Source organism: Pseudomonas schmalbachii, from assembly GCF_017589465.1.
GTDB classification, from domain to species: domain Bacteria; phylum Pseudomonadota; class Gammaproteobacteria; order Pseudomonadales; family Pseudomonadaceae; genus Pseudomonas; species Pseudomonas schmalbachii.
Window position 1 is genome coordinate 563,591 of record NZ_JAELYA010000002.1, and the last position, 19,663, is coordinate 583,253.

Annotated in this window: 18 protein-coding genes, 1 tRNA gene and 1 pseudogene; 5 read left to right on the forward strand and 15 right to left on the reverse strand. The window is 65.8% G+C overall.

Annotated elements, in window-relative coordinates:
- Positions 1–7 precede the first annotated feature (7 nt).
- On the forward strand, positions 8–682 hold the full coding sequence (locus JFY56_RS08055; protein ID WP_208313011.1) for a M15 family metallopeptidase: 675 nt from the start codon (positions 8–10) through the stop codon (positions 680–682).
- Between the two features lie 139 nt (positions 683–821).
- On the opposite strand, the gene JFY56_RS08060 is transcribed toward JFY56_RS08055, so the two are convergent.
- Positions 822–917 (reverse strand) — tRNA-Sec (locus JFY56_RS08060).
- A 195-nt stretch (positions 918–1,112) separates the two neighbouring features.
- Between JFY56_RS08060 and JFY56_RS08065 the strand changes: the two genes are divergently transcribed.
- Positions 1,113–1,757, forward strand: a complete 645-nt coding sequence (locus JFY56_RS08065; protein ID WP_208313012.1) for a hypothetical protein — start codon at positions 1,113–1,115, stop codon at positions 1,755–1,757.
- A 168-nt stretch (positions 1,758–1,925) separates the two neighbouring features.
- Here the strand turns inward: JFY56_RS08065 and JFY56_RS08070 are convergent, their stop codons facing one another.
- The 8 genes from JFY56_RS08070 to fdnG form a co-directional block, all read right to left on the reverse strand.
- Entirely contained in the window at positions 1,926–2,204 is a 279-nt protein-coding gene (locus JFY56_RS08070; RefSeq protein WP_208313013.1) for an antitoxin of toxin-antitoxin stability system, read from the reverse strand.
- 99 nt (positions 2,205–2,303) lie between these two features.
- Positions 2,304–2,741: a nuclear transport factor 2-like protein gene (locus tag JFY56_RS08075; RefSeq protein WP_208313014.1), complete on the reverse strand. Its 438-nt coding sequence runs from the start codon at positions 2,739–2,741 to the stop codon at positions 2,304–2,306.
- Entirely contained in the window at positions 2,738–4,669 is a 1,932-nt protein-coding gene (gene selB / locus JFY56_RS08080) for a selenocysteine-specific translation elongation factor (RefSeq protein ID WP_208313015.1), read from the reverse strand. The genes JFY56_RS08075 and selB overlap by 4 nt, the downstream gene beginning before the upstream one ends.
- Positions 4,666–6,072, reverse strand: a complete 1,407-nt coding sequence (gene selA / locus JFY56_RS08085) for an L-seryl-tRNA(Sec) selenium transferase (RefSeq protein WP_208313016.1) — start codon at positions 6,070–6,072, stop codon at positions 4,666–4,668. Before selA ends, selB begins: the two co-directional genes overlap by 4 nt.
- A 325-nt stretch (positions 6,073–6,397) precedes the next feature.
- Entirely contained in the window at positions 6,398–7,330 is a 933-nt protein-coding gene (fdhE, locus tag JFY56_RS08090) for a formate dehydrogenase accessory protein FdhE (RefSeq protein WP_208313017.1), read from the reverse strand.
- A 187-nt stretch (positions 7,331–7,517) separates the two neighbouring features.
- Positions 7,518–8,144, reverse strand: a complete 627-nt coding sequence (locus JFY56_RS08095; protein ID WP_208313018.1) for a formate dehydrogenase subunit gamma — start codon at positions 8,142–8,144, stop codon at positions 7,518–7,520.
- A gap of 45 nt (positions 8,145–8,189) precedes the next feature.
- On the reverse strand, positions 8,190–9,113 hold the full coding sequence (gene fdxH, locus JFY56_RS08100; RefSeq protein WP_208313019.1) for a formate dehydrogenase subunit beta: 924 nt from the start codon (positions 9,111–9,113) through the stop codon (positions 8,190–8,192).
- An 11-nt stretch (positions 9,114–9,124) separates the two neighbouring features.
- On the reverse strand, positions 9,125–12,199 hold the full coding sequence (gene fdnG / locus JFY56_RS08105) for a formate dehydrogenase-N subunit alpha (RefSeq protein ID WP_208313020.1): 3,075 nt from the start codon (positions 12,197–12,199) through the stop codon (positions 9,125–9,127).
- A 166-nt stretch (positions 12,200–12,365) separates the two neighbouring features.
- On the opposite strand from fdnG, the gene JFY56_RS08110 reads away from it, so the two are divergent.
- The gene (locus tag JFY56_RS08110; RefSeq protein ID WP_208313021.1) at positions 12,366–12,734 is read left to right on the forward strand and encodes a VOC family protein; all 369 of its coding nucleotides are present in this window, start codon (positions 12,366–12,368) and stop codon (positions 12,732–12,734) included.
- A gap of 288 nt (positions 12,735–13,022) precedes the next feature.
- On the opposite strand, the gene JFY56_RS08115 is transcribed toward JFY56_RS08110, so the two are convergent.
- Together JFY56_RS08115 and JFY56_RS08120 are read right to left on the reverse strand one after the other, a co-directional pair.
- Entirely contained in the window at positions 13,023–14,357 is a 1,335-nt protein-coding gene (locus JFY56_RS08115; protein ID WP_208313022.1) for a DEAD/DEAH box helicase, read from the reverse strand.
- Positions 14,358–14,518: 161 nt separating this feature from the next.
- Entirely contained in the window at positions 14,519–14,995 is a 477-nt protein-coding gene (locus tag JFY56_RS08120; RefSeq protein WP_208313023.1) for a LabA-like NYN domain-containing protein, read from the reverse strand.
- A 176-nt stretch (positions 14,996–15,171) separates the two neighbouring features.
- Between JFY56_RS08120 and JFY56_RS08125 the strand changes: the two genes are divergently transcribed.
- Complete coding sequence (locus JFY56_RS08125) at positions 15,172–15,831, forward strand: hypothetical protein (protein WP_208313024.1); 660 nt, start codon at positions 15,172–15,174, stop codon at positions 15,829–15,831.
- 110 nt (positions 15,832–15,941) lie between these two features.
- On the opposite strand, the gene JFY56_RS08130 is transcribed toward JFY56_RS08125, so the two are convergent.
- Both JFY56_RS08130 and JFY56_RS08135 read right to left on the reverse strand, forming a co-directional pair.
- A complete protein-coding gene (locus tag JFY56_RS08130; RefSeq protein WP_208313025.1) occupies positions 15,942–16,781 on the reverse strand; it encodes an SDR family oxidoreductase in 840 nt (279 codons plus the stop codon).
- A gap of 10 nt (positions 16,782–16,791) precedes the next feature.
- The gene (locus JFY56_RS08135; RefSeq protein WP_208313026.1) at positions 16,792–17,031 is read right to left on the reverse strand and encodes a CDGSH iron-sulfur domain-containing protein; all 240 of its coding nucleotides are present in this window, start codon (positions 17,029–17,031) and stop codon (positions 16,792–16,794) included.
- A 55-nt stretch (positions 17,032–17,086) separates the two neighbouring features.
- On the opposite strand from JFY56_RS08135, the gene JFY56_RS08140 reads away from it, so the two are divergent.
- Positions 17,087–18,229 (forward strand): endonuclease/exonuclease/phosphatase family protein, encoded by a 1,143-nt coding sequence (locus JFY56_RS08140; RefSeq protein ID WP_328824844.1) that lies wholly within the window; start codon positions 17,087–17,089, stop codon positions 18,227–18,229.
- Positions 18,230–18,357: 128 nt separating this feature from the next.
- On the opposite strand, the pseudogene JFY56_RS24715 reads toward JFY56_RS08140, so the two are convergent.
- Positions 18,358–18,566 (reverse strand): annotated as a pseudogene (locus JFY56_RS24715) (hypothetical protein); the annotation flags it as partial.
- Positions 18,562–19,662, reverse strand: coding sequence for an extracellular solute-binding protein (locus JFY56_RS08145; protein ID WP_208313028.1), 1,101 nt, complete (start codon positions 19,660–19,662; stop codon positions 18,562–18,564). The gene JFY56_RS08145 and the pseudogene JFY56_RS24715, both read right to left, overlap by 5 nt.
- Position 19,663 lies beyond the last annotated feature (1 nt).

Here is a 19,663-nt window from a genome sequence, read left to right on the forward strand (position 1 = left end):
CCCAGGCATGATCCGCCGCCCGGCCCTGCTGCTGCTCCTACTGCTGGCCGCCTGCGTCACCCGCAGCGACTCCCCCCACCCCGGCTTCGTCTACCTGGACCAGGTCCTGCACACCGCCACCTACGACGCGCGCTACCACAACGGCAACAACTTCGTCGGCCAACGCATCGACGGCTACCGGAGCGGACGCATCATCCTCAGCCAACAAGCCGCCACCGCCCTCGCCGCAGCAGAACAGGAGCTGGAAGGGAAAGACCTGCACCTGAAGATCTTCGACGGCTACCGCCCGCGCCGGGCCGTGGAGCATTTCAGACGCTGGGCGTCGGACCCGACCGATACGCGAATGAAAAGCCACTTCTACCCCGACCTGGACAAGAGCGCCCTGTTCGGCAAGGGCTACATCGCCAGGAACTCCGGACACTCCCGTGGCAGCACGGTCGACCTGACACTGATCGACGCAACGACCGGCCAGGAACTGGACATGGGCAGCCCCTTCGACTTCTTCGGCCCCATCTCCCACCACGACACCCCGCTCATCTCCCCGGCACAGGCGCGCAACCGGGAAATGCTGAAGAGCGCGATGGAACGGCATGGCTTCGAAGCCTACTCAGCGGAGTGGTGGCACTACACCCTGCGCAACGAACCGTGGCCGGATACGTATTTCGATTTTCCGGTGGAGTAACTACCGTAGGTTGGCGCTGAGCTTGCGAAGCCCAACACCGCCATCGTTGGGCTTCACTCCGTTCAGCGCCAACCTACGAGCAGCAGCACGCCAACTGAGCCACGAGTAGCGCTGCCAGTGGCTTTGCTCGCAATGAAAATGGCGGAAGGCAGTGAGAGTCGAACTCACCCAGGAACGGCTGCCGTCCCCCACCGGGTTTGAAGCCCGGCCACGCCACCGGGCGTGATTGCCTTCCATGTTGATCTACGAGGCTCTTCCTCGACTTCCGCTGTCGCTTCCGGTGAAGTGTCGAAAACGCTCAAGAACTTGCAAAATGGGCCGATCCTGAATCACTCAGGTAACGATAGACCAACGCCTCCTGATCGCGAAGACAACAAAAGTTGTACGAGGCGCGCCCAACGGGGAAGAGCGGTGACAAGGAAAGCCGCTCATGGTTGGCTCGATAGACAGGGAGAACGACTACCGTCGCAGCGACGGTGTCGGGAAATTCAAAGGAGTGAAGGCAACAATGAAAGCAGATTGGGACGACGCACCCGCTTACCTACGCACGAAAGGATGGCGACGCACCGCCAAAAGATGGACTGTTCCCGGAATCATCGGCACCTGCATTGCGCTTGGCCTGCTTTACGTCGGTAGCTCAGCATTACTCCAAAATACCGTCCGCAGCCTCGCGGAAAAACACATCCCACACTCCACTCCTATCGCACAGATCAGCCGCTCAGAAGCTGCCAACGAACAGGACAAGTGGGACCAGATAGTGGAAGAGGTGGCAAATCGAAGCGATCCAGGCAAGAAGTTGTCGATCGACCAACACCAGCCAATACCGATCGCCAAGCAAACCGTCTTCAACGACCGCAACTACGCCCCTCGCGGCGTAGATAACGTAGTGCCGTCGTACATGCCCGCTATCAGCTTCCAATCCGAACAGCCCCAGCAGACTAAAGGCGTTCGAGTCACCATCGTCGGCGAGACCCACGACATGAAGGAAGCCGCGTGCTGGCCCTTCCGAGAAGGCAGCATCGAGAAGCGAAATTGCAAATTCGGCGTCGGGCTTCACTACCGCAACCGGAACTAGCATCCCACGCTGGCTCAATAGAAAGGGATAACCGCCGGAAGATTCAAGGGAGTGAAGACATGAAAGCAGACTGGGAAAAATGGAGACAGATTTATTTTCTGGCCCCTAGCTCTGGCCCCGTTCACATCCTTTCCATAGCTAGCATCTTCCGAATGCCACTTCAGACTTTCATTTACGACCAAGTGCCTGAGCACGACGGGCGGCAAAGGCGACTTCAACGTCATCATTCGAACGACCACGCCCCGCTTCCATCGACTCACGGCCCGCGTCGACCTTCTGGCGCAGGTATTCGTCGTAGTCCTGAGACTGACGTTGCTGCCGAATAAATTCACGCATCAGCTCGCGCATCACATGGGATGCCGGGCGATGAACTGCTTCTACCGCAGCCATGAAATCGGCCCGCAGCTCCGGTTCGAGCTTCATGGTGAAGACAGCTTTCTTGCTCATAGCGGGGCCTGATAAATAAACCTCTCGTAAATACGCCCTTCCGTCCAAGTCGGCTCTGCCCTTCCAGAGTCCCATTCCAGACCAAAGGCCGCAGTGGCTTCAGATAATCCCATGCTCCCGTAGCAGCGTCTGCTCATCGCCTGTCACCCAACCGAAGACCTTCGGCTCCTCTCCGTCCAGTTTCTGGACGAGGTAGTGAACATCGAAATCGATTGCCACGTCCGGCTGGTCCTTGCGGGCATAGGTTGCTGTCCAGGCGACGTGGGCCATGCAATGGCGGTCGTCGATCGGAGAGAGGTGGACGTTGCGTATGCGCATTTCCCTGGTGCCCATTGCCCGGTAGTGCGCATACCCCTGCGCCAGGAGCTGCCTGAACTGGTCGTCGTTCTTTCCGGTCCTGACACCGGCAGGCGCGGCGCCTATGAATTCGGGCGCATACAGGGATGCGACCTCGTCCATGTCCGTGTCGCCGCCAAGGGACTGGTTGAACAGGCGCTTGTATCTTTCGAAGAGCTTTCTCACGCTGGCTTCCATCATCTGCCCTCCGGGTGTGGATGAACCGGCGACTGCGCCAGCGCCGAGTCTTCCCTGATTCTGCGTTCGTTGCCGATGCGGCGGGTGAGGCCGATGCGGTCGAAGTATTCGAGTAGCTGGATGCAGCGCTTGCGGCCGATGCCGAGGCGGTCGCGGAAGGCTGCTGCCCGGATGATCCCGTCCTCGTCGCGCAGTTGCAGGGCGTGGGTGGCGAGGTGGCGGAGGGTCAAGTCGGAGTAGAACAGGTCCTTCACCACCTGATGCAGCAGGCCTAGGCGGGCCAGTTTGCGTAGCAGCAGGCGCACCGTGGCTTCGTCGGCGTTTGCTTCGCGGGCGAGGTCGCGGACCCAGGGTGGGTCGAAGCCGCCCTGTTCCAGCAGGGGCCAGAGGCGTTCCTTGAGGCGTTCGTCGTCGGTGCCGAGTTGGACGCGGTGGTCTGGCAGGTGCAGCCAGGGGCCGCTGCTGTGGATGCGTCCGCTACCAAGTTGCTGTTCCAGCAGTGCGATGAAGACCGGACGTTCCAGTTGAGGCAGGGCGTAGCGGCGCAGGCGGTCGCGGTCGGGGCCGAGTTCGTCGGGTTGTTCGGTGTGGAAGCGTTGCAGGGCTTCGAGCAGCTGGTTTTCCAGCGCCTGCCAGCGGGCCCGGGCGAAGAGGCGCGGGCCCTGGCGGGTGGCGATTTCCTGTACGTCGGCGGGCAGCGTCCAGTTCTCCTGCGGGCGGTTGAACTGGCGGGCCAGCAGGGCTGGGTCGATGCCGTTGTCGGCGTATTCGAGCAGCGTCGGCAGCGCCGCTTCCAGGCTGTCGCTGCGCAATGCGGCGAGTTGCGCGAGGCGTTCTGGGCTGCGGCGGTTGCGCGCCGGGGCGAAGGGGTCGAGGACGCAGCCGCCGCCGATGGTGCGTTGGGCGGACTGGTCGCGCAGGACCAGGCGGTCGCCGTGTACGGCGTGTGCCGGGGCGTTCAGCACCAGTTGGGCGAAGGTGCGTTCGCCGGGAAGCAGGCGCTCACCTTCGAGCAGGGCAACGCGACCGGTGATGTCCTGTGCGGCGATATGTACATGCAGCGGCGTCCAGTGCGCCAGCGCGCGGGGTTCGCCGGGGAGCAGGTGCAGTTCGATGTCGATGCGGGTGGTCGGCGCGTGCAGCGGTGGCGCCAGCAGCCAGTCGCCGCGATGGATGTCGTCCACGCCGAGGCGTTCGCCGACGATGTTCAGCGCTACCCGCTGGCCGGCGTGGGCGCTGTCGGCGGCGCGGTTCTGTGCGTGCAGGCCGCGCACCCGCACGCGGCGCCCGGCGTTGCCGAGCAGGAGTTCGTCGCCGACCTGTACGCGGCCGGAGAACGCCGTGCCAGTCACCACCACGCCGGCGCCGCTGACGCTGAAGGCGCGGTCCACCGGCAGGCGGAAGCCGCCCTCGCCGGCCCTGTCCCGTGTCTCGCGGGCCGCTTCGGCCAGGGCGCGGCGCAGCTCGTCCACCCCTTCGCCGGTCACGCTGGACAGCGGGAAGATCGGCGCGCCGGCCAGCGGGCCCGGCGCCAGCAGCGCTTCGACTTCCGACCGCGCATTGGCGATCTGCCCGGCGGTTGCCCGGTCGGTCTTGGTCAGGGCCACCAGCGCGCGCGGAATGCCGAGCAGTTCGACGATGGCGAGGTGTTCGCGGGTCTGCGGCATCACGCCGTCGTCGGCGGCCACCACCAGCAGGACCAGGTCGATGCCGCAGGCGCCGGCCAGCATGTTGTGGACGAAGCGCTCGTGCCCCGGTACGTCGATGAAGCCGGTCAGCGCGCCGTCGCCGAGGTCGGCGTAGACGTAGCCGAGGTCGATGGTGATGCCGCGCTCGCGTTCCGCCGGGCGGCGGTCGCCCTCGACGCCGGTGAGGGCGCGCAGCAGGGCGGTTTTGCCGTGGTCGATATGGCCGGCGGTTCCGACGATCAAGCCTCGCCCTCCGCCAGCAGCGGCAGTTGCGCGAGGAACGCCGGTTCGTCGTCGAGTTGGCGCAGGTCGAGCCAGAGGGCATCGTCGTCGATGCGGCCGAGGATCGGGATCGGCAGGCAGCGCAGGCGTTCTTCCAGCGCCAGCAGCGCCCGTCCGCGCAGGCGCTTGGACAGCTGCGGGCGCAGGCACAGGGCGGCGCTGGGCAGACGGGCGATGGGCTGGGCGCCGCTGCCGATCATGCCGAGGGCGTCTTCCACGCGCACGCTCCAGCCTTCGCCGACGGCACTGGCGAACGACGGCGCCAGGCGTTCGGCCTGGGCGCGGATGTCCGCCTGCGGGCGGCTGAGCAGGTGCAGGGTGGTCAGGCGTTCGGCCAGGCGGTCCGGGTCGCGGTAGAGGGTGAGCACCGCCTCCAGCGCGGCGAGGGTCAGTTTGTCCACCCGAAGGGCGCGCTTGAGCGGGTTCTTCTTGATCCTGCCGATCAGTTCCCTGCTGCCGAGGATCAGCCCGGCCTGCGGGCCGCCGAGCAGCTTGTCGCCGCTGAAGGTGACGATGTCGGCGCCGTCCTTCAGCGCTTCCTGCACGGTCGGCTCCTTGGGCAGGCCCCAGCGGGTGAGGTCGACCAGGGTGCCGCTGCCGAGGTCTTCCAGCAGCGGCAGGCCGTGGGCGTGGGCGATGGCGGCGAGTTCAGCGGTCGGCACGCTGGCGGTGAAGCCCTGCACGCTGTAGTTGCTGGTGTGCACGCGCATCAGCAGGCCGCTGCGGGGGCCGATGGCGGCCTCGTAGTCGCGGGCGTGGGTGCGGTTGGTGGTGCCGACCTCGACCAGCTTCACGCCGGCGCGGGCCATGATGTCGGGGATGCGGAAAGCGCCGCCGATCTCGATCAATTCGCCGCGGGAGATGATGCCTTCCTTGCGCGCGCCGAGGCTGTTGAGCGCCAGCAGCACGGCGGCGGCGTTGTTGTTGACCACGGTGACGGCCTCGGCGCCAGTCAGCTCGCGGATCAGGCCGGTGATCAAGTCGTCGCGGTCGCCGCGCTTGCCGCTGGCAAGGTCGAACTCCAGGTTGAGCGGGTAGCGTGCGGCCAGGGTGATCGCTTCGATCGCTTCCTCCGGCAGCAAGGCACGGCCAAGGTTGGTGTGAAGCACCGTGCCGGTGAGGTTGAACACCCTCCGCACCTTGCTCGAATGCCAGGCGGCGAGGCGTTCGCCGGCGCGTCCGGCGAGCACCGCTTCGCTCAGTTCGACGACGGCGAGCTGGCCGTGGCGGGCCGGTTCGCGCAGTTCGTCGAGCAGGTCGCGCAGGGTTTTCAGCAGCGCGTCGCGGCCGTAGCGCTGTTGCAGGGGCTGGCAGGCGGGGCTGCGCAGCAGGCGGTCGATGGAGGGCAGGCGAACCGAAGTCATGGACGGTCCTTGGGTGGAGGGCGTGGGTTCAGTCTAGTGCGTGTGGCTCTGCTGGGGATTGCGGCAATCACGCATGAGTATCGAGCGGGTTGGTAGCCATGTGGTGGACAAGCGGAGCGTTGTCCACCCTACGATTTGGGTTATGGAGTTGCCGGCGCCCTCGCCCCTGCCCTCTCCCGGAGGGAGAGGGGGTTGGCATGGAGTTCCGTAGGATGGGTTGAGCGAAGCGATACCCATGCGGCAACAGCGTACCATTGTGGCGGGTTGCACCCGCCCTACGATTGGCTGGATCGCCAGCAAGCTGGCTTCCTACAGGGACGTGCCATCACTCGGCATCGCCGGGAGCCATCAGCAGGTTCGGGGCGCGGCGCAGGTAGCCGTCTTCGGTCATGCGCAGGTCGAGGGCGAGGCTGGCGAGGTCGTCGGCCTGGGCTTCGGCATTGGCGTCGTATTCCAGGTAGAACTGCTTGAGATAGCCCTGGCAGCCCGGGCAGGTTTCCGCGCGCAGAGGCGCCTGGTCGCTGGCGATACCTTCACGTTGCAGCGAGTAGTAGGCGAGGCCCTTGCTCTCTTCGCAGTGGCTGCATTTCACCCGCACGTAATGCCATTCGCAGGAGCACAGCGAGCAGGACAGGTAGCGCAGGCCGGTTTGCTTGCCGCGATGACGGATCATCCCGGCCACCGGCGGCGCACCGCAGACCGGGCAGAGTGTCGTGGCGCCGGTTTCGGTTACCGCGCCGTCCGGCAGCTCCAGCACCCAGTGGCTGAAGGCGGCCTGCAGCGCCGCACCGAGGAACGGCACCAGCGCCGCCGGCAGCAGGTCGTACTGGCCGTTGAGCAGTGCCAGCGCCCAGGCCTTGCGCTGGCCGTCCTCCGCCTCGCGCAGGCGTTGCAGGGCCTGCTCCACCGCGGGGTTGCCGGCGGCGTCGGCGAGTTCGAGCAGCGCGTCCAAGAGAGGCAGCCAGGCGCCGTCGCGCACCAGGGTCTCGTAGGCCAGCGGCGGCATGCCGTGCTCCATGCTGCGCTCCAGCGCGGTGGTGTCCGGCAGCGGCAGGGCTGCGGTCTGTTCGAGCACCTTTTGCTGGGCATCGCAGAGGCTGGCGATCAGCTTCAGGTAGTCGCCCAGTGGATGACCATCGGCGAGCTGGCGCAGGCGGGCGGCGCGGCGGGCGAACAGGTTGGCCGGCGGCAGGTTGAGGAATGGCGGGATGTTCGCTGCGGCCTCGATCTGGCCGGGTTCGAGAATGGTGCCTGGCACGCAGGACTCCTTGGGTGGTGTTGATCGTCGAGAGGCGTTGCTTTCCGTGGCGGGTTGCACCCGCCCTACGTTGATGGGTATCGCTGCGCTCAACCCATCCTACGGGTTCGCGAATACCCGCACCGCAAGAGCTTCGCGGGCATGGCCCGCTCCTACGGTATGGCATAGGAGCGAGCTTTGGTCGAGGCTACGAATCGCGGCCCTTGCCGACCTCCTTCAGCCAGCCGGAGTGGTGCTTGCGCGCCCAGGCGCGGCTGACCCAGCCGGTGAGCATGGCGTCCATCGAGCCCTTGACCCAGATGGCCGAGTAGATGTGCACGATGATCGAGCAGATCAGCACGAACGCGGCGAACGCATGCAGCAGCACGGCCAGGCGGATCAGTTCGATGCCGAACCAGGCGCTGAAGTATTCGCGCCAGATGATGAAGCCGGTCACCAGCAGCACCAGCATGCTGATCAGCAGCACCCAGAACAGCAGCTTCTGCCCGGCGTTGTAGCGGCCGACTTCCGGCAGGTTGTCCTCGCGGTTGTTGACCACGTCGCGCCATTGCTTCAGCCACTGGCGGTCCTGCCGGCTGATGCCGTTGTGCGCGGCGAAGCGCAGCGCCAGGACGATGAAGAACAGGAACATCGCCAGGCCGAGGAACGGGTGCAGGATGCGCGTCCACGGCCCGCCGCCGAACAGGTGGCTGAGCCAGAACAGTGCCGGGTGGAACAATGCCAGCCCGGACAGGCCTGCCAGGAAGAACAGGATCGCCACCGCCCAGTGATTGCTGCGTTCGCCTGCGTTGTAGCGCTGGATTTCTTTTTTCATGTCCAACTCCCCGGAGCAGGGATTTTCACCCTCTCCCTGGTCTGGTCACTGCGGCCCCTTCGGATCGTAGGAATGCACCGACGGATCGACCTTGTGCACCGGCGACTCGCCAACCGGCGCCTCGTCTTCCTCCACCACGTTGCGTCCGGTGCGGATGTAGTGGAAGAAGCCCATCAGCGCCACCGCACCCATCGCCAGCAGGCCGACCGGCTTGGCCACGCCCTTCCACAGGCTGACCATCGGGCTGATCTGCGGCTCATCCGGCAGGCCGGCGTACAGCGACGGCTTGTCGGCGTGGTGCAGCACGTACATCACGTGGGTGCCGCCGACACCCTGCGGGTCGTACAGCCCGGCGTTCTCGAAGCCGCGCGACTTGAGGTCGACGATGCGTTCCTCCGCGTGGACCTTCATGTCCTCCTTGGTGCCGAAGACGATGGCGCCGGTCGGGCAGGTCTTCACGCAGGCCGGTTCCAGCCCCACGGAAACGCGGTCGGAACACAGGGTGCACTTGTACGCCTTGTGGTCCTTCTGCGAGATGCGCGGGATGTCGAACGGGCAGCCGGTGATGCAGTAGCCGCAGCCGATGCAGTGGTCCTGGTTGAAGTCGACGATGCCATTGGCGTACTTCACGATCGCCCCCGGGCTCGGGCAGGCCGCCAGGCAGCCCGGCTCGGCGCAGTGCATGCAGCCGTCCTTGCGGATCAGCCATTCCAGCTTGCCGGCCTCCTCGTGCTCGGTGAAGCGCATCAGCGTCCAGCTTTCGGCGGTGAGGTCCGCCGGGTTGTTGTAGGTGCCGAGGTTCGGCCCCACCTCGTCGCGCAGGTCGTTCCACTCCGAGCACGCGACCTGGCAGGCCTTGCAGCCGATGCACTTGGATACGTCGATGAGTTTCGCCACTTCGTCGACCTGGCGCACCGAGGATACCGGCGTGGTGGTGGCGGAGCGGGCGATGATGTCTTGTGATGCCATGGCTCAGCTCCTCATGCCTTTTCCACGTTGACCAGGAACGCCTTGAACTCCGGCGTCTGCGTGTTGCCGTCGCCGACGAAGGGAGTCAGGGTGTTGGTCAGGTAGCCGTTGCGCGCCACGCCGGAGAAGCCCCAGTGCAGCGGGATGCCGACCTGGTGCACGGTCTTGCCGTCCACCTGCAGCGGCATCAGGCGCTTGGTGACCACCGCCACCGCCTTGATGTAGCCACGGTTGGACGACACCTTGACGCGATCGCCGGCGGCGATGCCGATCTCCCTGGCCAGCGCCTCACCGATCTCGACGAACTGCTCGGGCTGGGTGATCGCATTGAGGCGGCAGTGCTTGGTCCAGAAGTGGAAGTGCTCGGTCAGCCGGTAGGTGGTCGCGGCATAGGGGAACTCGTCGGCCTTGCCGAACAGCTCCATGTCGCCCTTGAACACCCGCGCCGCCGGGTTGCTGGTGGCTTTCGGGTTGTCCGGGTGCAACGGGTTGCGCCCGATCGGCGTCTCGAACGGCTCGTAGTGTTCGGGGAACGGCCCGTCGGCCATCTTGTCGACGGCGAAGAAGCGCGCCACCCCTTCCGGGTTCATGATGAACGGCGTCATCCCCGCATCCGGCGGCGAGTCGACCTTGAAGTCCGGCACGTCGGTGCCCGCCCAGGCCTTGCCGTTCCACCACACCAGACGTTTTTTCTCCGGGTCCCACGGCTTGCCGCTGGGATCGGCCGAGGCGCGGTTGTAGAGGATGCGCCGGTTGGCCGGCCACGCCCAGGCCCAGCCGAGGGTCTGGCCCATGCCGTAGGGGTCGGCGTTGTCGCGCCGCGCCATCTGGTTGCCCAGTTGCGTCCACGAGCCGCAGAAGATCCAGCAGCCGCTGGCGGTGGAACCGTCGGCGCGCAGCATGGCGAAGCCCGGCAACTGCTCTCCGGCCTTGGCCAGCAGCGCGCCGGTGGCCGGGTCGGTGAGGTCGGCCAGCGCCTTGCCGCTGAACTCGCGGGCGATTTCTTCCGCACTCGGCTCATCCGAGCGCAGGTACGGCCAGTCGATGTTGAAGATCGGGTCCGGATAGGCGCCGCCGTCCTTCGCGTACATCTCGCGCAGGCGGGTGAACAGGCCGGCCATGATGCTGATGTCGGTGCGTCCCTGGCCGGGCGGTTCGGCGCCCTTCCAGTGCCACTGCAGCCAGCGTCCGCTGTTCACCAGCGAGCCGTCCTCCTCGGCGAAGCAGGTGGTCGGCAGGCGGTACACGGTGGTCTGGATGCCGGCGGTATCCACGTCGTTGTATTCGCCGGCGTTGCGCCAGAACTCCGAGGTCTCGGTGGCCAGCGGGTCCATGATCACCAGGTACTTCAGCTTGGACAGGGCCGCGCTGACCTTGGCCTTGTTGGGGAACGAGGCGATCGGGTTGAAGCCCTGGCAGAAGTAACCGTTGACCTTGCCCTGGTACATCATGTCGAAGACCTTGAGCACGTCGTAGCCGGGGATATCCAGCTTCGGCAGCCAGTCGTAGCCCCAGTTGTTGCCGGCGGTGGCGTTCTTGCCGTACCACGACTTCATCAGGCTGACGTGGAATTTCTCGTAGTTCTGCCAGTAGGACAGCTGCCCCGGCCGCAGCGGCTTGGTGGTGCGCTTGGCGATGTAGGCGGCGTAGTCCTGCTCGGCGTCGCCGGCGAGGGTCAGGTAGCCCGGCAGCAGGTTGGAGAGCAGGCCGAGGTCGGTCAGCCCCTGGATGTTGGAGTGACCGCGCAGGGCGTTCATGCCGCCGCCCGGCATGCCGATGTTGCCGAGCAGCAGCTGCACCATGGCGCCGGTGCGGATCATCTGCGATCCGACCGAGTGCTGCGTCCAGCCGAGGGCATACATGATGGTCATGACCTTGCCCGGCGCCGAGGTCTCGGCGATGGTCTCCCAGACCTTGAGCATGGCGTCCTTCGGCGTGCCGCAGATGTTGCTCACCATGTCCGCGTCGTAGCGGCTGTAGTGCTGCTTCATCAGGTTGAACACGCAACGCGGGTTCTGCAGGGTCGGGTCGACCTTGGCGAAACCGTCCTCGCCCAGTTCGTAGCCCCAGGCGGACTTGTCCGGGTAGGCGCGCTTCTCGGCGTCGTAGCCGTTGAAGAGACCATCCTCGAAGCCGAAGCCTTCCTTCACGATGAAGGTCGCGTCGGTGTAGTTGCGCACGTACTCGTGCTGGATCTTGTCGTTGTCGATCAGGTACTTGATCAACCCGCCGAGGAAGGCGATGTCGGTACCGGCACGGATCGGCGCATACATGTCCGCCACCGAGGCGGAACGGGTGAAGCGCGGATCGACCACGATCAGCCGTGCCTGGTTGTGCGCCTTGGCTTCGGTGACCCACTTGAATCCGCACGGGTGCGCTTCGGCGGCGTTACCGCCCATGATGAGGACCAGGTCGGCATTCTTGATGTCGGCCCAGTGATTGGTCATGGCTCCGCGGCCAAACGTCGGGGCAAGACTTGCCACCGTCGGGCCGTGTCAGACACGCGCCTGGTTGTCGAATCCTAGAATGCCGAGGGAACGGACCACCTTGTGCGTGATGTAGCCAGCCTCGTTGGAAGACGCCGAGGCGGCGAGGAAGCCGGTGGTCAGCCAGCGGTTAACCGTCTGCCCGGCAGCGTTCTTCTCGATGAAGTTGGCGTCGCGGTCGGCCTTCATCAGCTTGGCGATGTCGTCCAGCGCCTGATCCCAGCTGATGCGCTTCCATTCTTTCGAGCCGGGTTCGCGGATTTCCGGGTACTTCAGGCGGTTCGGGCTGTGGACGAAGTCCAGCAGACCGGCGCCCTTCGGACACAGCGTGCCGCGGTTGACCGGGTGGTCGGCGTCGCCTTCGATGTGGATGATGTTCTGCGCGACGTTCTTCGCCGCGTCGCCCTGGCTGTACATCAGCAGGCCGCAGCCAACCGAGCAGTAGGGGCAGGTGTTGCGCGTCTCGACGGTTCGCGCGAGCTTGAAGTGGCGGACCTGGTCGGCGAAAGCTGCTGGGGGCGCTACCCCCAGAGCCGCCAGGCTCGATCCTCCAAGGCCTACGGCGCAGACCTTGAAGAATTGCCGACGGTTCATATCCATCGTGCGTCTCCTGATCAGGCAGCGGACTCCGGGACATGGCCGGAGGTCTCAACCTTTAAAGATAGTCAAGAAGCTGCGCAGTGCCAGCATTGGCGCACGATCCTTGCATCAGAAGGCGTGCTGGCGGCTAGACTGGTCGCCACCCTCTCCGCCAAGGAACCCGCCCATGAGCACGCTCGGCAGCGTCGAACTGAAAGCCTTCCTCCCCGCCCGCGACTATGCGCTGTCGCAGAATTTCTACCGGGATCTCGGCTTTTCCACCGGCTCGATCTCGGACGAACTGACCTACTTCCACCACGGCGACCACTGCGCCTTCCTGCTGCAGAACTTCTACGTCAAGGAATTCGCCGAGAACCTGATGATGCACCTGCTGGTGGAGGACGTGGACGCCTGGTGGGCGAAGGTGCAGGAAGCCGACCTGGCCGGCAGGTATGGCGTGCGCTGCGGCGAGCTGCAGGACCAGCCGTGGGGCATGCGCGACTTCACCCTGAATGACCCGAGCGGGGTGTTGTGGAGGATTGCGCAGAACACCTGACGTTACCTGGGCGTAGGGTGGATCACGCTCCATCGATCCACCATGGCCGCGCATGCGGCCCCGGCTGCTGCGGAACGTAGGATGGGTTGAGCTTGCGATACCCATCATTGGCGCTGCGCCTGAAACCCATGGGTATCGCTTCGCTCAACCCATCCTACGCGCTACCCGGATAACGCCCGTGGCATCGCTCCCACGCTCCTGCGTGGGAGCGCGAGGTTGGGGACGCTCCGCGTCCCAGGGCGCAGGAGCGCCGCAGGATGCGTTACCACGCGGGAGCGTGGGAACGATTTACTTCGGCTTCTTCGCCTTCCCCGGCGCCGCCTTGGCGAAACCGGGTGCCTTGCGGATGGCCTTGACCTGCGGCTTGTCGTCGAGCAGGGCGCCGAGGTGGACGCGGCCGGGCTTACCGGCGTCCGGCACCTTCGGCTGCTTGGGTTTCTTCGGCTTCTTGATCACCTGTCCGCCAGGCGCGGTCTGCGGTACCCGGTGGTCCGGCACGAAGCCGGGTTCGTCGCGGCGCTGCAGGGTCTGGCCGATCAGCGTCTCGATGGCCGCCAGCAATTGCACCTCGTCGGCGCAGACCAGCGACACCGCCTGCCCCGTCGCCCCGGCGCGGCCGGTGCGGCCGATGCGGTGCACGTAGTCCTCGGCGACTATCGGCAGGTCGAAGTTGACCACCAGCGGCATTTCCTCGATATCCAGCCCGCGCGCGGCGACGTCGGTGGCGACGAGGAAGTCCACCTCCCCCGCCTTGAACCGCTGCAGCGCACGCAGGCGCGACGGCTGCGGCTTGTCGCCATGGATCGAGTCGGCCGCCAGCCCTTCCTTCTGCAGCAGGCCGACCAGCTCCTCGACGCCCTTGCGGGTCTTGGCGAACACCAGCGCCTGGCGCCAGCGGTTTTCCTGCTGCAGGTGCAGGAAGAGTTCTGCCTTGCGCTTCTTGTCCACCGTGACCAGCCATTGCTTGACTGACTTCGCAGCGGTATTGCGCGGGCTGACCTCGACGGTCAGCGGATCGCGCAGCAGCCCGTTGGCCATCTGACGGATCGCATCGGAGAAGGTCGCGGAGAACAGCAGGGTCTGGCGACGCTTCGGCAGCGCGGCGAACAGCTCGTCCAGTTCACGGGCGAAACCGAGGTCGAGCATGCGGTCGGCCTCGTCGAGCACCAGCGTCTGCAGCTGGGTGAACTTCACCGCGTTCTGCCGGTACAGGTCGAGCAGCCGCCCCGGCGTCGCCACCAGCACGTCCACGCCCTTGCGCAGCTTCATCATCTGCGGATTGATGCTGACCCCGCCGTAGGCCACGGCGGTGCGCAGCGGTACATGCTGGCCGTAGGCCTGGAAGCTGGTATGGACCTGCTCGGCCAGCTCGCGGGTCGGCACCAGCACCAGCGCGCGCGCCGAGTTGGCCGCCACCTGCGGACCTTCCTGGAGCAGCCGCTGCAACAGCGGCAGGGCGAACCCGGCGGTCTTGCCGGTGCCGGTCTGGGCGGCGGCGAGCAGGTCGCGGCCTTTCAGCACTGCGGGAATGGCCTTGGCCTGAACCGGTGTGGGCGTCTTGTAGTCGAGCCCTTCGAGGGCGCGCAGCAGGGGTTCGATCAGGCCGAGGGAGGCGAAGGTCATGGAAGGCTCGCAACGCAATACGGTGGAATGGCCCGCATTGTAGCGAACCTGTAGGTTGGTGCTGAGCCTGCGAAGCCCAACGCTGTGTCGCCGGCAATGTTGGGCTTCGCTGCGCTCAGCGCCAACCTACAGAGTTCAGCCCAACCGACGGAGCGCTGGGGTCAGCTCTTCAGCAACAACCCGCCCTCAATCGGCACATAGCGGCTCGCCGCGCGGATCAGCGCGTGGGCAGTCAGTCCCGGCACGCCATAGGCGGTCGCCTCGACGCCCTGCGCGCGCACCCGCTCCAGCAGCAGGTCGAAATCGCCGTCGCCGGAGGCCAGCACGATCTCGTCCACCCGCGACGCCGCGTCCAGCACGTCGATGGTGATGCCGACGTCCCAGTCGCCCTTGGCCGAGCCGTCGCTGCGCTGGATGTAGGGCTTGAGCTTCACGGTGAAGCCGAGGTTGCGCAGGATCTGCTGGAACTGCTGCTGTTTCGCGTCGCCACGGTCGATGGCGTAGGCGTAGGCCTCGACGATGCGCCCGCCGCGGCTGACATCCGCCCACAGCGCGGAGTAGTTGAAGTGGCAGCCATAGGCCTGACGCACGGTGTAGTAGAGGTTCTGCACATCGGCGAACAGGGCGATGGTCTTCAACGGGAGCTCCGCGGGGGAATTTGTGGATGGGCATTATCGCAACCTTGCGGATCACCGCCAGTCCCCGCCGACCGCCGCGCATGGCTTCGGGCCAGGCGTGCCATCGCGGCGTCGCTCTGGCCTGCCCTGCGTGCATGGTTTAGAGTCCAGAAGGACCCTGTCTGCAAGCATCCCTGATGAATCCCATCTCCATTCTTCGCGACGCCTGGTATTTCTACAGCCGCCATATCGGTGCCCTGCTGCCGTTGTGCCTGCCCTGGATCGTCTTCGAATCGCTGGTCCAGCAGCAGATCAACCAGGCCTCCGGCAGCCCGCAGATCGGCCCGTGGGGGCTGGCCGCCGGGCTGGTGTTCTACCCCATCTACACCGCCAGCCTGATCCTCTACATGAGCGACCGCGGCGAAGGCCGCCAGCGCGGCATGGGCGAGCTGTGGAACGCGGCGCTGCGCCTGTGGCCGGCGTTCGCCCTGCTCTCGGCACTGACCTCGCTGCTGATCGTGATCGGCCTGTCGCTGCTGATCCTCCCGGGCATCTACGTGATGATCAAACTGGCCTTCGCCGAATTCCTCCTGATCGGCAACGGCCTGCGCCCCATCGATGCCATGCGCGAAAGCTTCCGCCGCACCAACGGGCACTTCTTCCTGCTGCTGCTCACCGCCCTGGCGATCCTGATGCCGGTGTGGCTGGCGGACGGCTGGGTCACCCAGGTCAGCCAGGAGTCGCCGCTGTATGCGGTGCTGCTCAACTCGATCAGCGGCTTCTTCCAGCTGCTGCTGACGGTCGCGGCCTACCGCATCTTCATCCTCTGCCCCGACGAAGAACTGCCCCCGGCCTGACGAGCTCTACATCGAGCCCCACAAACATTGATTGGCAGGTATCGCCACGCCCGACCGTAGGATGGGTTGAGCAAAGCGATACCCATCAATCCCCCCGCCACCGCCGCACCTCACAACTTGCCCGGCTTCAACCCCGACATCTTTGGCACCAGCAGCTTCTCGAACAGCCGCGGGAAGAAGCGCGCGAGGATGCGTGCGCGCCAGTTGACGTTGGACAGGATCAGCAGGCGCTTGCGCCGCAGCGCGCCCTGGTAGATCGCCTCGGCCACGTCGCGCGGCGAGGCCACTTCGCTGCCGAGCACCGAGGCCGGCTGGCGGATCACCGAGCCGTCGCCGACCAGCGCGTTCTTGCGCAGGTCGGTGGCGGTGAAGCCCGGGCAAACCAGAGTGATCGCCACGCCGCTGCCGTCGATCTCCATCCGCAGCGTGTCGAACAACCCGTGCAGCGCGTGCTTGCTGGCGTTGTAGGCGCTGCGGTAGAGCAGCGGCGCGAAGCCGGTCAGCGAGCTGAGCACGATGATCTGCCCCTGCCGCGCCAGCAGGCTGGGCAGCGCCGCCTGGGTGCAATGCAGGGCGCCGTAGAAATTCACCGACATCACCCGCTGGAACACCGCCAGATCGGTGTCGGCGAACAGGCTGCGGTGAGTGATGCCGGCGTTGTTGACCAGCACGTCGATGCCGCCGAAACGCTCGACCGCCAGCACCACCGCGCGCTGCACCGCCTCGGCGTCGGCCACGTCGCAGCGCAGGCCGAGCGCCTCGACGTTGAGGTGCTGCTGCAGGTGCTGCACCAGGCTGTCCAGCGCGGACTGGTCGAGATCGAGGATCACCAGCTTCGCTCCGGACTGGGCGAAACGCAGCACCAGCGCCCGGCCGATCCCCGAACAGCCGCCGGTGACCAGCACGACCTTGTGCAGGAAGACCTTGCTGGAGAAGACCTTGCGTTGCATCCGGAGCACCTCACAGGGTGTTGTGGGTTCCGTCGCAGAACGGCTGCGTCGCGGTGTGCTTGCAGCCGCAGAAGTACAGCACGTCGTCCCGCTCGGCGTGGAACTTCAGCGGGCGGATATCGGTGCCCTTGTGTGAGCCGTCGCAGAACGGCTGGGTCGCGCTGCGCCCGCAACGGCACCAGAAATAATCCTCGCCGGCAGTTACCGCCACCTCGTAGGGACCGCGCTGGGCGACCATGGGTTCGGTCATGCTGCTGCCCTCTGCTGGCGCTCGCGCATTCATGCCGCAGGGAATCCCGGGTGAAATACGCGGTCGCAGCCTCTATGCTCTCGTCCAACAAAGCATAGCCCTGGAATCCATGAGCCTGTCCCGATCGCTACGTGTCGTACTGCTGGCCCTGCTCCTCGCCATCGCCTCCCTGGCCGCCCTCGCCTACCTGCTCGCCTGGCACCCCGCCGCACGGGAAGACGTGACACCCATGTGCCGCGCCCAGGCGCCGCAGTTGCAGCCCGGGCAGGCATTGAAGGTGATGACCTGGAATATCCAGTTCCTCGCCGGCAAGCGCTACGTGTTCTGGAACGACCTGCCGGATGCCACCGGGCCGGACGAGAAACCCACCGCCGAGGACATCGCCTACACCCTCGACGAAGTGGTGCGGGTGATCCGCGACGAGGCGCCCGACGTGCTGTTGCTGCAGGATGTCGACGACGGCGCCATCGCCACCGGCTACCAGGACCAGCAGGCGCTGCTCGCCGAACGCCTGGCCGATCTCTACCCGTGCAGCGCCCAGGCGTTCGACTGGAAGTCGAGCTTCAATCCCGATCCGCACGTGCTCGGCCGCGTCGGCCGCAAGCTGGTCACCTTCAGCCGCTTCCAGATCGCCAGCGCAGAGCGCCTGTCCCTGCTGCATCACGAAGGCATCCCGCTGGCGCGGCTGTTCGCCCGGCAGCCGGCGCTGCTGCACACCCAACTGGCGATTCGCGGCGGCAAGACCCTCAACGTGCTGAACACCCGTCTGCAACGCCCACGCAGCAAGGCCAACGACCATCCGCAGCAGCAGATCAGCGTGCTGGAAAAGCATCTGGAGAGGCTGCAGGCCGCCCACACGCCCTGGCTGCTCGGCGGCGACTTCGGCCTGCTGCCGCTGGGCCAGTACCCCTACCTGCCGGAAGTGCTGCGCCGGCCGTACCGCGCCAACAGCGAGCTGAACCTGCTGGCCGCCCGCTACCCGATGATCCCCTCCCTGCCGGAAGCCAGCGGCGCCGACCAGCAGAACTGGTACACCCACTTCCCCAACGACCCACGGGTGAACAAGCCGGACCGCACCCTCGACTACCTGTTCTACAGCCCGTCGATCAGCCGGCTCGAAGCGGCGGTGCGCAGCGAGGATACGCTGCGGATTTCCAACCATCTGCCGCTGACGGCGCGGTTGTTGTTGCCGCATTGAGTCCGGCGCTCTACCGCACCTGTAGGAGCCAGCTTGCTGGCGATCCGAGGTTTCCTTCCGGGTACGGCGTTGCCGGTGAGCACGGTTGATCGCCAGCAAGCTGGCTCCTACAGGTTTGGAGTTGCGGATTACTTCCTCGGCTTCGCCCGGGCCGTCGGTTCGGCGATCAATGGATCATCCGGCCAGTAATGCACGGATACCTGCCCTTCAGGTCCTGCATCACCTGCACCGGCCGCTGCGCCGACAACAGACCGTAGGTTGGCGCTGAGCGCAGCGAAGCCCAACGACTACTGCCCGACAAAAGTTGGACCTTGCGGGTTGGCATGGGTCGCTCAGTTCGTGGCGGTCTTGAAGGTGGTCCAGGCGCGCATCCGCGCGCGCATTTCGCGCTGGGGGATGTCCTTGCCGGGGATCAGCCGCGCGTAGGTGGCCTCGTCGACGTAGATGTCCGGGTTGTTGCGCATGTCGTCGTTGACCATCGGTCGTGCCTTGGCGCTGGAGGTGGGATAGCCGGTGGTATTGCTGATCGCCGCCATGTTCTGCGGGCGCATGATGAAGTTGATCAGCGCGTAGGCGTACTCCGGGTGACGAGCGTCCACCGGGATGGCCATGGTGTCCATCCACACGGTGGTGCCTTCGCGGGGAATGCGGTACTGGAAGCGCAGCGGCTTGCCGGCTTCGTTGGCGGCGCGCTGGGCCTGGGTCATGTCGCCGCTGTAGCCCAGCGACAGGCAGATATCGCCATTGAGCAACTGGGTGACCGGCTGCGACTGGAACTTGCGGATGTAGGGCTTGATGCCCTTGAGCAGAGCTACCGCCTCGGCGAGGTCTTCAGGCCTGGCGCTGCGCGGATCGTGGCCCAGGTAGTGCAGCACCACGGCGAGGACTTCGTCGGGCGAGTCGATCATGGAGATGCCGCAGTCGGCGAACTTCGACGCCAGTTCCGGCTTGAAGAGCAGGTCCAGGCTGTCGACCGGAGCACTGGGCAGGCGCTTGTCGATCATCGCCTGGTTGTAGGTCAGGCCGATGGTGCCCCAGGTGTACGGCACCGTCGCATCGCGAGAAATCGAATAGCGCGACTGCAGCTTGCGCAGCCCCGGCTCGATCTCATCCAGGTGTTCCAGCTTGCCCTGGTCAAGCTTCTGCAGCGCACCGGCGCGCATCAGGCGCTCGGCCACGGTGTCGCCGGGGAAGATCAGGTCGTAGCCGCTGTTGCCGGACATCATCTTGGCTTCCAGCGTCTCGCTGCTGTCCATCACGTCGTAGATGACCCGAATGCCGGTTTCCCTGGTGAAGTTGGCCAGTGTGTCCGGGGCGAAATAGTCCGCCCAGTTGTACAGGCGCAGGAGCTTTTCCTCGGCCTGGGCGGCGAACTGGGCACAGCCCAGGCCGAGGCCCAGCGAGACGATCAGGAGTTTCTTCATCGCGTTCATG

Bases quoted from the DNA above. Each gene is read 5' to 3' on its own strand.
- JFY56_RS08055 (WP_208313011.1), top strand. From the start codon at position 8: ATGATCCGCCGCCCGGCCCTGCTGCTGCTCCTACTGCTGGCCGCCTGC.
- JFY56_RS08065 (WP_208313012.1), top strand. From the start codon at position 1,113: ATGGTTGGCTCGATAGACAGGGAGAACGACTACCGTCGCAGCGACGGT.
- JFY56_RS08070 (WP_208313013.1), bottom strand. From the start codon at position 2,204: ATGAGCAAGAAAGCTGTCTTCACCATGAAGCTCGAACCGGAGCTGCGG.
- JFY56_RS08075 (WP_208313014.1), bottom strand. From the start codon at position 2,741: ATGATGGAAGCCAGCGTGAGAAAGCTCTTCGAAAGATACAAGCGCCTG.
- selA (WP_208313016.1), bottom strand. From the start codon at position 6,072: ATGACTTCGGTTCGCCTGCCCTCCATCGACCGCCTGCTGCGCAGCCCC.
- JFY56_RS08095 (WP_208313018.1), bottom strand. From the start codon at position 8,144: ATGAAAAAAGAAATCCAGCGCTACAACGCAGGCGAACGCAGCAATCAC.
- fdxH (WP_208313019.1), bottom strand. From the start codon at position 9,113: ATGGCATCACAAGACATCATCGCCCGCTCCGCCACCACCACGCCGGTA.
- JFY56_RS08110 (WP_208313021.1), top strand. From the start codon at position 12,366: ATGAGCACGCTCGGCAGCGTCGAACTGAAAGCCTTCCTCCCCGCCCGC.
- JFY56_RS08115 (WP_208313022.1), bottom strand. From the start codon at position 14,357: ATGACCTTCGCCTCCCTCGGCCTGATCGAACCCCTGCTGCGCGCCCTC.
- JFY56_RS08125 (WP_208313024.1), top strand. From the start codon at position 15,172: ATGAATCCCATCTCCATTCTTCGCGACGCCTGGTATTTCTACAGCCGC.
- JFY56_RS08130 (WP_208313025.1), bottom strand. From the start codon at position 16,781: ATGCAACGCAAGGTCTTCTCCAGCAAGGTCTTCCTGCACAAGGTCGTG.
- JFY56_RS08135 (WP_208313026.1), bottom strand. From the start codon at position 17,031: ATGACCGAACCCATGGTCGCCCAGCGCGGTCCCTACGAGGTGGCGGTA.
- JFY56_RS08145 (WP_208313028.1), bottom strand. From the start codon at position 19,662: ATGAACGCGATGAAGAAACTCCTGATCGTCTCGCTGGGCCTCGGCCTG.